Raw genomic sequence first — 12,663 nt, forward strand, 5'->3', positions numbered from 1 at the left:
GCTACAAGTCTTTCAGGTCAGGAATCTTGCCCTGGCCTTTCTCGTAGAACTTGGTGATGTCGATTCCGCCTCGGCGTTCTTCTTCCATCAATTTGATGCGTGATTCCAGACGCTCGACTCGCCGCATCAGGGCCGGGATCAGTTCCGGTGTTTGGTCGCGTGGTTTCAATCGCGGGACAGTCGGGTATCCCAAGTGCCGCTGCATCGCGGCGAACAGGAACAGCGGATCTTTGCGACGGTTGCCCAGTGCGATCAGTCCTTCGCGGCGACCGAACAGGAATGGGCCTTTGCCTTCGGTCGGCTGGCCGGCTTCGACCAAACGATGCTGGTACTCTTCGCTGGCCAGGAACAGCAGATCGGCGATGTCCACCAACCCGATTTGGGCCCTCAGCATCAGGATCCACTTGGCCCAGTTGGCGTCAAAGATCGGATCGCTGCTGATCGCGGTCAGACCCTTGTCGTAGTTCAAACGGTTTCGACAAAGGACTTCGAATTGATAGAAGAACAGACCTTCGGGCGTGGGCTGGGCAGATCGATACTTCGCTTCCGCCTCCATGATCTGCAGCGCCGTGCTGATCATGAATCGACCGGTATCGGTTTCCGACTGCGACACCAAATAGGTTTGGAAACCGGTGAAGTAGTGGCCCAGTTTCAGCATCGCCGGCGCCATCAACCCCGAATGCTTTAGCTCGGTCAGCAGGTAGTCGATCGCCATCGGCAACTTGGTCGTCGCCAGCAGTTCCCAGCGAGCCTGTTCCAGCAATTCCTGCATCGGCATGTCGTCGGCCAACCGCTCGCGCAGCAGTTGGAACAGGAAGCCTTGTTCGATGTACTCGGTCGGATCCAGAGCGGCGTTGGGCATGGAAAACAGGCTCCGAGAGAATCGGGACGAAGCGTGGACGATGACGACCACGCGGGATCCTCGCCTCGCTTCAGTTCGACCCAACTTTGAAAAGGAGGGTGAAATAGAACAGCACGGCCGCTGCGCAGCGAGAGTGAATTTCGTCGATCTGCTGTTTTTAGCCAGGCCCCGAATCTATCCGCTGTACTTGCCGAACACGACACAGGCATTGTGTCCACCGAACCCGAAACTGTTGCTCATTGCGATTTTGACTTCCGCAGTCTTGGCAACGTTGGGCGTGTAATTCAGGTCACAGTCCGGATCAGGCGTGTCCAGGTTGATCGTAGGTGCGATCGTAGACGTTTCGATGGTCTTGCAAAGAATCACCGCTTCGATGCCACCACTGGCCCCTAGCGAGTGCCCTAGCGAGCTCTTGGTGCTGCTGATCGAAGTCTTGTAGGCGTGATCGCCAAAGACGTTCTTGATCGCTCGTGTCTCGGCTTTGTCGCCCAGCGGAGTGCTGGTTCCGTGCGCATTGATATAGTCGATCTGTCCGGTTTCAACACCGGCGTCGTCGATCGCCGCCTGCATCGCTGCAGCGGCACCCTTGCCCTCGGGATCCGGTGCGGTGATATGACCGGCGTCGCTGGTGGTGCCATAACCGAGGACTTCGGCGTAGATCTTGGCACCGCGTGCTTTGGCGTGTTCAAGTTCTTCGAAGATCAGGATCCCGCCGCCTTCGCCCATCACGAACCCATCGCGATCAGCGTCAAAGGGACGGCTGGCAGCGGCCGGAGCATCGTTTCGCGACGACAGTGCTTTCATGTTTTGGAATGCGGCCAATCCCATGCGTGTGATCGCAGCCTCGGTGCCACCGGTGACGACGAGGTTGGTTTCGCCCAAACGGATGCTGCGAAGCGCGTCGCCCATGGCGTTGGTGGCGCTGGCACAAGCCGTTGCGACGGCATAGTTGGGGCCTTTCAGGCCGTGGGCGATCGAGATCGTCCCGCCGGCGGCGTTGACCATCATCTTGGGGATCGTGAAGGGGCTGACGCGGTCAGGGCCCTTGGACAGCATGCGTTCGATTTGGGTTTCGATCTCGCCGAGTCCGCCGATACCGGACCCCAGAATCACGCCGCACTTGGTGCAGTCGATTTGGGTGAAGTCCAGACCAGCGTCGCGGATCGCTTGAGTGCCGGCATGGACGGCAAACTGAGTGAATCGATCCAGTCGTTTGGCTTCGCGAGCACCAACGACATCTTCCACATCAAAATCGGGGATGTCGCCGCCGATGTGGATCTTGTACTGCGAAGTGTCCAGCGTTGTCAGTTCGTGAACGCCACTTTCGCCTGCGATCAGTCGATCCCAGAACGTCGAGACATCATTCCCCAGCGGGGTCACGATGCCGATACCGGTAACCACAATGCGTCGTTGGGATTGGTTTTGCATCGGGTTTACCTTTTGCCGGTACTTTCGAGGTCAGTTTCAAGGAAGCGAGAAAGAATTCAACGGAACAAGGTGCCCGGGCAATGGCCGGGGCGACCGGCTGGCGTCGGTGGAACCATCGCCAGTGAAAAACAAATGCCGCCCTCTTCCTTACTAGCCGACCGAGGTCGACTGGCATTTCAGGGGCGGCAACGTTGTTCGTCGTCATACCGCTGGGACGAAAACGCCCCAGCCAGTAGCCGACTTAGGCATCGTCGCCTTTGGCTGCTTCGATAAAGTCGACAGCTTCGCCGACCTTTTGAATCTTCTCTGCCGATTCGTCAGGAATGCTGATGTCGAACTCTTCTTCGAGTTCCATCACCAATTCGACGGTATCGAGCGAGTCAGCGCCGAGGTCGTTCACGAACGATGTTTCGCGAGTGATCTTGTCTTTGTCGACACCGAGTTGTTCGGAAACGATATCGATCACACGTTCTTCAATGGTAGCCATGGGCAATACTTTAAAAGGATGGTCAGCAAGCTGAGGGTGGTTCGGGGAAGCGGCCCCGGCAATTCGGAATCCGCTCGTCAGGACCGTTCAAAGGGTAAGTGCCCATCGTCGGCGGTCTCATTCGCCGAAAAGATAGGTCAAACAAGCAAAACGCGTCAATACGCAGCTATGCGTTTGTTTCTAACCGATCATTCCGCCGTCGACGACTAGGGTTTGTCCAGAGATGTACCCGGCGTCCTTGGATGCGAGGAAAAGGACCGCTGCGGCCACATCTTCGGGGGTTCCGACGCGTTTGGCAGGAATTCGCTTTTTGACTTCTTCCAGGACAACGTCGCCAAGTTCTTGCGTCATTTCGCTAGCGATAAAGCCTGGGGCGACCGCGTTGCAGGTCACGCCACGGCTGATCAATTCTTTGCTGATCGTTCGCGTCATCCCAATCATACCAGCCTTGCTGGCCGAGTAGTTGGCTTGGCCGGGGTTGCCGATCATGCCCGAGATGCTGGCCATGTTGATGATGCGCCCATACTTTTTGCGACGCATGATGCCCGCTGCGGTTCGGCAACAAACAAAGCAACTGGTCAGGTTGGTGGCGATCACGTCGTCCCATTCTTCGTCCGACATGCCACGCATCAGCTTGTCGCGGGTGATGCCTGCGTTGTTGATCAAAATATCCAACCGGCCATGCTTTTCGTTGGCGCCTTCGATCGCCGCAGCGGCCGCCTTGCGGTCGGTCACGTCACAGGCGACGGCTTCGGCTTTCCCGCCGGCAGCTTCGATCTCGGCTACCGTAGCAGCCAACTTGTCGGCGTTTCGAGCCAAACAAACGACGGTCGCGCCATTCATTCCCAATGCGATCGCGACGGCCTTGCCGAGTCCCTGCGATGCACCGGTAACAACGGCGACTTGACCTTTTAGGTCGGTGGTCAGTGAGAGTTCCATGAAACTTTCTGGGTTGGAAGAAGGGCTCGTCATCGATGGTTGGGCTGGGGCCGAGGTGGCGGCCAACCGGCTTGGGCGATGGAGGCGTCTGGAGAAAAGCTTGTGCCGACGATTTCAGGGGACGATTCGTAGCGAATCGACCGGCTGGGGTCAGCGTGAAGCGGACGAGTGCGTGGTCAGTGTTTACGTTTCGGTTGATGCGGTAGCGAAAGTCGCCAAGATGCTGGGTGAATCACGTTGCGATCGAAACTTCCGTCTCGGTTCGCGGCAACGTCACGTGGGCACCGCTTATTCGTCGCCGAAGCCGTCGGTCGGCGTTTTGCGGTTGATTCGCTTCAGCGTGCCTCGCAGGATTCGCCCGGTACCGACTTCATCGAAGCTTTCGATTCCATCGTCCATCATGCGACGGATCGACGATTCCCACAGCACCGGTCCAACCACTTGGCGGCTCAGCAGGTCGCGAATTTCATCGGCCTTGGTGTGCGGGGCAGCATCGACGTTGCTGTAGACCGGCATGTCGGTGTCGGTGATCGGCATTTCGTCCAACGCAGCCTTCAGCTTGTCGACGGCCGGTGCCATCAGCGAAGTGTGGAATGCGCCGGCGACCGATAATGGGATCACCTTCATCGCGCCCGCTTCGGTCGCCATCGGGATCAATCGCTCGATCGCCGTGATGTGGCCGGACACCGCGATGTTGCCGGGGCACAGCAGGTTAGCGGGTTGCAGAACCTCGCCTTCTTGTCGGCAATCGTCGCAAAGTTTCTGGACGGCATCCAGATCCAGCCCCAAAACGCTGGCCATCCCGCTGGGGACCACGTCGGCTGCTGATTGCATCGCTTCGCCGCGACGTTGAACCAATTTCAGCGCATTGGCAAAGGACAGACCGCCTGCAAAGCAGACCGCGGTGTATTCGCCCAAGCTAAGTCCGGCTGCGGCTTTGACCGCTGCGATCCGTTCGGGTTGTTCTTCACGCAGCACGTTGGCCGCAGCGATCCCGACGGTGAACAACGCAGGCTGGCTGAATTCGGTCGCATTCAGTTTTTCTGCGGGGCCATCGCTGCATAGCGAGTGCAGGTCATATCCCAGCACGTCGGCCGCTTCGTCGAACAAACGTCGCGCAAGCGGGTAGGTATTGCAGAGCCAAACGCCCATACCGGGTGCCTGAGCGCCCTGGCCGGGAAAGAGAATGCCGACTGATTTCATGGTGCTTTACGTAGACGTCATCATCGAGCCGACGCGTGCGGACCCATTTTCATGGAACCGGCGGCCCGACGACAAACTAGGCGTCTTCATGTTCCACAACGGTTCGCCCTTGGTAATAACCACATTTGGGGCAAATCGAGTGGGTGGGAACGGCGGTGCTGCACTGCGGGCAGTAAGCGATTTGGCGTTTTTTGACGCGATCGTGTGCGCGGCGGCTGCCGGTTCGGGCGTTGGAGTGTTTTCGTTTAGGGACAGCCATTGCTGTTTGTCCGAGTTTCGGGGTTCAATTACGGGTACGAATCGAGCCGCGTAGCTTAGAAACAAAACGGCGATTTCGTCAACGCAGCCAGGGTGACTTTTCCAGCAAATCGCCGCTTTTCCTCTGCGAAATTGCCGGTGGCGGGGGATTTTGCCGCAAATTTCAGTCCGAAAGTTCCAATTTGGTTCCCACCGCCATCCCCATGTTGATGTCGCTGGCGGCCAAAAATGTGAATTGGATCCGTTGCAATTCGGCATCCTGCATGTCGGCCTGGGCCTCTTCCAGCGATCGAAGTCGTCCGCCGCGAGTCCCCAAGTCCAGCCGCAGGGCCTCGATGCACTCGGTCAAATTCGGTTTGGTAGGGCCTCGGAAAACATCGATCACGACCACACGGCCGCCTGGTTTCGCCGCCCTGGTGGCTTTGGCCAACAGTTTCTGGCCCGCTTTGCCGTCCAAACACGAAATTCGCTGGGCCACCAGTACGAGATCGAATTCGTCCGCAGGCAGCTCCACCGTCAACGGATCGCCAGGGATCGTGGTGAACCGATCAGTCAATTCGATCGAATCAGCGGTGCTCTGGGCGGCTTCCAGTGCCGCCGGTGTGTCCGCAGCGGTGACCGACGACTCAGGATCACGGTGGGCGATCGCACAGCTCCAGACGGCCGATCCGCACCCCAGGTCCAAAATCTTCAGCCCGCTGTACTGGCCGCCTTCGCCAATGTCTAGGATCTCTGCCGCTTGCATCGCCGACGACGTGTGCGACCACTGGGTAGCCGCCACATACGCAAATCGCTCGGCATCGTCATGTTCGCTGCGTTGATCGTCACCCCGAACGACGGACGCCAGTTTTTGCCAGGCCGCATCCCCCAAGTCATCGTCATACTGGCACAGCAAATGGCCGGCTCGCGACAATGCATAGTCTTCACCGTACTGTTCGATGATGCCGATCGAAATCAGCCCGTCGATCAAAAGGGCGGCCGAATGGTGAGCCCATTGCAGTGAATCGGCCAACTGTTCGGCCGTTTGCTGACCACTTCGTAGCGCGGCGATCAACCCGACTTCACGTGCGACTCGCAACAGGTGGGCCGATGCGTTGACCCGCATCAGACCGTGGTATTGGGCCAGGGTGCGCTCTTGGGCGGTCGACATCAGGCGGGGTTCCATGCAGGTGGCAGAAGCGAACGCCAAAACCAAAATCTAGCGTCCGTGCCCAATTGTCACCCCATTGCCGCCGATTGAAAAGCCGCGTGCTGCTAACCTTTTGCCCACTTGGCCCAGGCGTCGACGAACGCTTCCTTGGTCACACCGAACGATTCGGAAAATGCCTGGTCGAACGATTTGCCTTGGTCTAGCAGACGCAAGCAGCGATCAAAGTTTCTGCGGTGGGTTCGGTCCAACAGGCTGGCGGCGATCGCGGCCCCGATCCGATCACTCTGTTCCGGGGTCAGTTTGCCGTCCAGGAATTTCTTGGAATTGTCCATCGCCGCGATCGCTTGGGAGATTTCGTATTCCATCTGTTGTCGTTGGGCGCGGTCGGCACCGCGTTTCCGCGCGGCGGTCGCAACGCCCACTCCCTCGGCCAACCAACGGGGCACATCGCCGCCGCGTGTCGAAACGGCCAGACTGGTCAACGGCGACAGCAACCGGCTGGTGATCTGTTCTTCTTCGTCTCGGTCGGTCGCCACGATCGCGGCGTAGGCATCGATGCCGTCGAACTGCCAATGGCTATCCCAGTCGCTGGGGATGCTGCGGGATTCGACCATTTTGGCGAACTCGCTGTAGTCGTAACGGCGGGGGAATACGAGCAAAGTGGCTCGGCCGTGAAAGAATGCTTCGCCTGCCGATCCCTTGGTGACCGACTGAACCGTCTTCATCTGTTCTTCGGCCAGCTTGGCAACCAAGTCCAGAGTCGGCTGGGACGCGGTCCCCAGGACATAGAAGTGGTCGGTCACTTTCTCGGATACCGGTGCACCCGATGCGTTGACCAATTTCATGTGGTCAGCCGCCATCGCTTTGCGTCTCTCGCTGACTTCCTGGGCGGTTGCCGATGCGACCCACGCCAACTGGCTCATCACCGACAGGGGTTGGCGATCGCTGGCACCATCCAATGTGGCTCCTTCGTCGATCCATGTTGAAATCAGTTGAATCGATGCTTCGGGAAGTGCTGGGCGTCCACCGGCCGGCATCCGTGCACCGACCATGCCGCGAAGTTTCTGGACCAGCAAACTATCGGCACCCTTGCCGGGTTGGACGATGGCTCCGCTGTCACCGCCACGCAGCAGTTGTGCGAAGGTGTCCATTCGCAATCCGCCGCGGGCCTGCATCGCACCGATGTGACAGCCTTTGCAGTTTTCGACCAACAGCGGCGCGATGTCCTTGGCAAAACTGACGGTTTCTTTGCCGGTCGCCATTCGCAATTCGGGGGCGACCATGCTTGCCGCCCCGGTCGCCGGTGTTGGCGTGCCGCTGGTGATCGGTGCTGATGGATCGGCACCATCAAACTTGGCGCCCGCCATGATCCACTGCTTCAGTGTGTTCAGTTCTTCAGCCGTGACCTTGCCGCCGCCGCGAGGCATGTCGCCGGTTTCGATCGTTTCGATCAACCGGCTGCCGACCGTGTCGCCAGCGAAGATCACGACGCCTTCGGCTGGTCCCTTCATCAGTTCTGCGAAGGTCGCCAAACTGAATCCGCCCTTGCTGCCCCTGACGTGACAGTTGCCACATCGGTTGGCCAGGATCGGTGCAACGGAGCTCGTGAAACTGATCCCGCCGTCGGGCGAACCAGTCGCGGGGGCCGCGGGCGGGGTGGTGGTGGCTGGCGCGGCCGGCTTCATGGCGGGTGCGGGCTTGGCCGCCGGTTCAGACGCTGCGGCTGGGGGGGCTGCCTCGGGACGCGGAGGGATCCGAAACGGTGGCAGCGAAATGCCTTCGAACTGCAGCATGGTGTGCGCCTTGCTGATCCGCTGGATCGACGGCAGCAACGCGTCGTAGACTTCCGGGGATGCATCCTTGGCGGCCGTCTTGACGTGTCCCATCGCTTCGCGAATGTGGACGCCCGCGGCATCGTAGTCGCCTGCCGCAAACCGGCTTCCGGCCTGCTGAACCGCAGCATTGGCGGATTGAATGGCTTTACGCTGGCCCAAGCTGATGCCCGCTGCGGTCGCCGGTCGGTCGCCTACAAAACTAGCCCCGATCAACATGCCCAGAACTAGTATCAATCCACGCATCGACAAATTACCACCCAAAGACAGATCCAATGAACGCCATCCCAAACCGCCAATACGAACCCACGATTCGGCCACGATTTCGCATCGTTTCACGCCCCGTCGTGGTCTCCGACACGGGCGTCACGCAATCTGGGAACGCATGATCCAAGTATAAAGTACCCACCGGCGATTTCCGAAGTTTAAAGCGGGCTTTCGACCCGTCCTTGCCGTCTTTTCAGCGAATCCCCGTAAGCAAGATTCGGCCACCGTTCGTGTTGTGTTCGTTGTGCGGTTTATGCGGGTCACGATTCTCGTGGGTGACTTTCGCCTGCCCGTGCGTTCGCTGATTCCGTCGTTCGCCGACTTCACTCCACGCGTGGCGACCAAGCCGTGGCGGATTTCAACGCAGCCGAATCCAGCCTTGATCCGCCCACGGATTGGCGGCATCCGCGAGTGTCCAGCCCGCGACAGGCTCGGAGAGGCGAACGCATCATGCCGGTTGCCTCGGCCGCAGGATTGGGCATCCCCCAATGATCTTCTGGGCCATCGCTAGCCGTGGGGCCCGATCCGCGGCAAAGATCTGCTGTCGCCCCGCGGCGAAGCTGGACGCTCTCATCACCCGCGCTGCTATTCAACGTCGATTTTGGGGTGGACTTCTAGGATAAAGGCGGATTAGAAGCGAGCAGCGAGCTTCCACTCACCTGTCCCGCTGCGATTGCTGAATCCTGAGGGAGCGATGCGTTTGGCGTTCGAACTCTACTTGCGTCCCACCGCTCGATTGCCCGTCATGTCGCATCCCTTCCCATCGACCCCGTTGCCGGGACATTGGCGTTGTGTCGTCGGCTTGGGATGGATGCTGGCGTTGATCGTACAGTCGCCTGGTGTGATCGCTGGTGATTCGTTCGGCGAGATGCGTTTCGATCAGCTGATTGATTCCGGCGAAGGGACACAAACTTCGTACCAAGATGCTCAGTCCTCCATCCCTGTTGGCCAGTACGCCATCGAGCCCGAGATTTTCCAGGCCGATACTCGGCAGCCTGATACCTTCCAGGCCGCCACGCCGCTTTCCTGGACCGTGTCGGGGCAGTTTCTGACGCTGGATCGAAATGATTCTCTGAACCTGGCTTGGGCGGGCGGACAAAATCGATCCACCAAGGTCCAGTCGGGAATGAACTCGGGCGTGCGAGTTGCGTTGGAACGACGTGTTGGATCGCCGTCGGCCGATGGCGGAAGCCTGGTGTCATGGTCGTTCCTGGCTACCGAAGGCGACGATGCTTTTGGGGTACGCAGTGACGAAATGATGGCTTCCAGCGAACTGTACAGCTTCGCCGGGCATGCGGGAGTGTTCGAGCGAACTCTGGACGGCGATATCTCGGCTGCCTTTGGCATCCGCTATCTGCAAATGATGGATCGGTACGATGTTCGCTATTCAAGCGGATTTGTCTACAACGATTTCACGGCGACAGAGAATCACGTGTTGGTCGCCGAAGGAAAGTATGGCGGTCAGTGGCAGTGGAATCCGTGGCTGTCCTTCGATGCTGGGTTGGCTGGCGGAGTAGGTGGTGCGTACAGTCGACGAGAAGGTTTTTGGAGCCACGGTCCCGCGGCCCGCTATGACGTATCGGAGACCGGGTTCGTGATCACGTCCGAGTTCGCTGCCAATGTCCGCTTGGACTTCCGCCCCCGCACTTCCTTTCAGTTCGGTTTTTACGGATTGACCATCAGCGACATTGCGACGGCCCGTCGATCGTACGCCAAGCCGGGTGATACGGAATCGGCCCGCTATGCAGGTCTTTCGTTCGGGCTGAGGCATCAGTTTTAGAATGGGCAATTCAGTGAAATCGATCATCCCGCATTGGATGTTTGGACAGCCGATGATTGAAATCGAATCGGCGCGGAATCGGAGATGCAAATCAGGTGTGAAAACAGCTGGTGTGAAAGGACTGTTCGGCGCGATCGGTTTGGCCGTGTTGCTGGCCTGCACGGGGTGTCACGTTCTCTCCCCCAAACCGATCCCATCATCGCCGCTCTATCTGCCACCACCATTGGTCGCGGATGCGGATTCGCAGATCGAGGTCGGTCGACCGGTGAAATGGTTGGACGTGGCCGGTTGGGTTTGGGGGATCCCGAGCAAGGTGCTGCTATGGGACAGCCGCATCGATCGTCACCGATTCACCGAACCGACAATCGAAACGACCGCCGAATACTTGCAAGCCAATCAATTGGCTCACATCAAAGTTCGGATGAACCAGTACGCGCCGTTGGAAGACTTTCGTCGCCTGCGAAAGAATACAACCGTGGCTTGGCCGTACCGTTACACGTTGGGGTTGTTGTCCGTCGGTGGCGAGGCGATTTTGCCGGGCCGTTTGATCGGTGGCGATCACTTCAATCCCTTCACGCAGACGGTGCACCTTTACAGCGACGTGCCGGCGATCGCGTTGCACGAACTCGGGCACGCCAAAGACTTTGCACGACGCAAGTATCAGGGCACCTACGCGCTGGCGTACCTGGTGACACCGCTATGGCATGAAACCGTGGCCTCACGCGACGCGCTGTCGTATCTGTACCAGCGGCATGATCGGGCGGGGATTGTCGAAGCCAACCGCGTTCTGTACCCCGCCTACGGCACCTATGTCGGCAACGCTCTGGGACCCTTCTCGCTGGGCCACTCACTGCCCACCTACTATGGCGCCGTCATCGCAGGCCATCTCAACGGACGGATGCTGTCACGCCGAATCGACGAAGACCTTCGCCGCTATGACCAAATGTTCGCGTCCCGTCCGGTGCATCAACCGGTCCTTCCCACCGTCACACCCGTCGCCTGGACCGAGCAAACCGAGATCCCCGATTTCGAGGTCGACCTCGGTGACGAATCCCCTGCCCCGCCAACCGACACAGACGCATCATCCAAGTCTTCCTGCCTTGACGATGTAGCTCGGCCGCCTATCTAAAACCGACCGATCCGACTCATTGCTTTCGAACCTATCAAGGACATCGCCTTGAATAGGTTCCCCTTTTCCACTCGTTGAATGCCGAATGCTACGTGGGACGTTGTTGTAGAATCCGTTTCGAAATACGCCCCAATGAAAAGTTCGGTGGCCGAGGTCAGCGGGCCATCGTTTGCAGCCAATGTCGCCGACTGCCAAAATCGGTACGGAGGCGCAAGCTACTGGAAACGGAAATTTTCGGATTTCTTCAGCAATCCAATATCTCAAAGAAGAACATCAGGCGTCTGTTTGGGTTGGAATCTGACGCGATCTCCGAAGTGGCCGATCTTGCGTCGCTCGTGAAACGAATCGCGTTGGTGAAACCTGGCCGACGACGACGCTGGAAATGGATCTGGCGGCATGAACCGGAACTCCTGCGCGAGTCCGTTGGCGCCGGACTGATCGACCCTCTCTCTATTGGCGATCAAGCACCCAGGGACGACGACGAGTTCGAGGGCGACGAGTTCCAGTGGACGTCCCATCATGACTTTCGGGAAGTTGATTTCGAAGGTGTTTGGATCGCACCAAGCCCGCATGAGTATGAACCCGCGTCGGATGAAATCCATCGGGCGCTGGGTAAGTGATGCAGAACACCATCGTTAAACCGCGTGCCCAACGGGCCGCGCGTCGTTAGGACGCTAGCCCCACCGTTCGTAGTACCGGCTTCAGCCGGAATCCCCCACCTCCCCAACCTCAACACCCACACCCAATTCCGCCGGACCAGAACGTCCAGCTTACAACAGCCTCGCAGAGGCGAAAGCGTCATGCCGGTGGCCTCGGCCACCCCCAATGATCTTCTGCGGGCGGGCCGCCCGCAGGCGGCCCGCCAGAGAAGATCATGATTGCATCAGTCATCGCAAACCGCGGCCCCGCTCCGCGGCTAAGCCGGACGCGCGCGGAAGCCAGTACTACAAACAAAACCGCCGCCGCTAGCCCCACCGTTCGTAGTACCGGCTTCAGCCGGAATCCCCTACCACCCCAACCTCAACACCCACACCCAATTCCGCCGGACCAGGACGTCTAGCTTACAACAGCCTCGCAGAGGCGAAAGCATCATGCCGGTGGCCTCGGCCACCGGCATTTGGCCACCCCCAATGATCTTCTGCGGGCGGTCGGCCTGCAGGCCGACCGCCCGCAGAAGATCATGATTGCATCAGTCATCGCAAACCGCGGCCCCCGTCCGCGGCTAAGCCGGACGCGCGCGGAAGCCAGTGCAACCAACAAAGCCACCGCCGCCTGTCCGCCGCCTTCCCCACCGTTCGTAGTACCGGCTTCAGCCGGAATCCCCTACC

10 protein-coding genes are annotated in these 12,663 nt (G+C 59.2%); 2 read left to right on the forward strand and 8 right to left on the reverse strand.

The window, feature by feature from the left end; all coding sequences use genetic code 11:
* Window position 1 precedes the first annotated feature (1 nt).
* From K227x_RS06605 to K227x_RS06640, 8 genes are all read right to left on the reverse strand, one after another.
* A complete protein-coding gene (locus K227x_RS06605) occupies window positions 2–862 on the reverse strand; it encodes a hypothetical protein (RefSeq protein WP_145168799.1) in 861 nt (286 codons plus the stop codon).
* Between the two features lie 174 nt (window positions 863–1,036).
* Entirely contained in the window at window positions 1,037–2,290 is a 1,254-nt protein-coding gene (fabF, locus tag K227x_RS06610; RefSeq protein ID WP_145168800.1) for a beta-ketoacyl-ACP synthase II, read from the reverse strand.
* Window positions 2,291–2,531: 241 nt separating this feature from the next.
* Complete coding sequence (acpP, locus tag K227x_RS06615) at window positions 2,532–2,777, reverse strand: acyl carrier protein (RefSeq protein WP_145168801.1); 246 nt, start codon at window positions 2,775–2,777, stop codon at window positions 2,532–2,534.
* Window positions 2,778–2,957: 180 nt separating this feature from the next.
* Window positions 2,958–3,716, reverse strand: a complete 759-nt coding sequence (fabG, locus tag K227x_RS06620; protein WP_145168802.1) for a 3-oxoacyl-[acyl-carrier-protein] reductase — start codon at window positions 3,714–3,716, stop codon at window positions 2,958–2,960.
* A gap of 288 nt (window positions 3,717–4,004) precedes the next feature.
* Window positions 4,005–4,919 (reverse strand): ACP S-malonyltransferase, encoded by a 915-nt coding sequence (gene fabD, locus K227x_RS06625; RefSeq protein WP_145168803.1) that lies wholly within the window; start codon window positions 4,917–4,919, stop codon window positions 4,005–4,007.
* Between the two features lie 76 nt (window positions 4,920–4,995).
* Window positions 4,996–5,178: a 50S ribosomal protein L32 gene (gene rpmF, locus K227x_RS06630; protein WP_145168804.1), complete on the reverse strand. Its 183-nt coding sequence runs from the start codon at window positions 5,176–5,178 to the stop codon at window positions 4,996–4,998.
* Between the two features lie 162 nt (window positions 5,179–5,340).
* Window positions 5,341–6,327, reverse strand: a complete 987-nt coding sequence (locus tag K227x_RS06635) for a class I SAM-dependent methyltransferase (RefSeq protein ID WP_246146593.1) — start codon at window positions 6,325–6,327, stop codon at window positions 5,341–5,343.
* 104 nt (window positions 6,328–6,431) lie between these two features.
* A complete protein-coding gene (locus tag K227x_RS06640) occupies window positions 6,432–8,498 on the reverse strand; it encodes a c-type cytochrome domain-containing protein (RefSeq protein ID WP_145168805.1) in 2,067 nt (688 codons plus the stop codon).
* Window positions 8,499–9,099: 601 nt separating this feature from the next.
* On the opposite strand from K227x_RS06640, the gene K227x_RS06645 reads away from it, so the two are divergent.
* Together K227x_RS06645 and K227x_RS06650 are read left to right on the forward strand one after the other, a co-directional pair.
* Window positions 9,100–10,206: a hypothetical protein gene (locus tag K227x_RS06645; RefSeq protein ID WP_218933811.1), complete on the forward strand. Its 1,107-nt coding sequence runs from the start codon at window positions 9,100–9,102 to the stop codon at window positions 10,204–10,206.
* 13 nt (window positions 10,207–10,219) lie between these two features.
* Entirely contained in the window at window positions 10,220–11,335 is a 1,116-nt protein-coding gene (locus K227x_RS06650; RefSeq protein ID WP_246146595.1) for a hypothetical protein, read from the forward strand.
* Window positions 11,336–12,663 lie beyond the last annotated feature (1,328 nt).

Source organism: Rubripirellula lacrimiformis, from assembly GCF_007741535.1.
Classification (GTDB): domain Bacteria; phylum Planctomycetota; class Planctomycetia; order Pirellulales; family Pirellulaceae; genus Rubripirellula; species Rubripirellula lacrimiformis.

Coding starts and splice junctions, on each gene's coding strand:
- K227x_RS06605 (WP_145168799.1), bottom strand. CDS start 862: ATGCCCAACGCCGCTCTGGATCCGACCGAGTACATCGAACAAGGCTTC.
- fabF (WP_145168800.1), bottom strand. CDS start 2,290: ATGCAAAACCAATCCCAACGACGCATTGTGGTTACCGGTATCGGCATC.
- acpP (WP_145168801.1), bottom strand. CDS start 2,777: ATGGCTACCATTGAAGAACGTGTGATCGATATCGTTTCCGAACAACTC.
- fabG (WP_145168802.1), bottom strand. CDS start 3,716: ATGGAACTCTCACTGACCACCGACCTAAAAGGTCAAGTCGCCGTTGTT.
- fabD (WP_145168803.1), bottom strand. CDS start 4,919: ATGAAATCAGTCGGCATTCTCTTTCCCGGCCAGGGCGCTCAGGCACCC.
- rpmF (WP_145168804.1), bottom strand. CDS start 5,178: ATGGCTGTCCCTAAACGAAAACACTCCAACGCCCGAACCGGCAGCCGC.
- K227x_RS06635 (WP_246146593.1), bottom strand. CDS start 6,327: ATGTCGACCGCCCAAGAGCGCACCCTGGCCCAATACCACGGTCTGATG.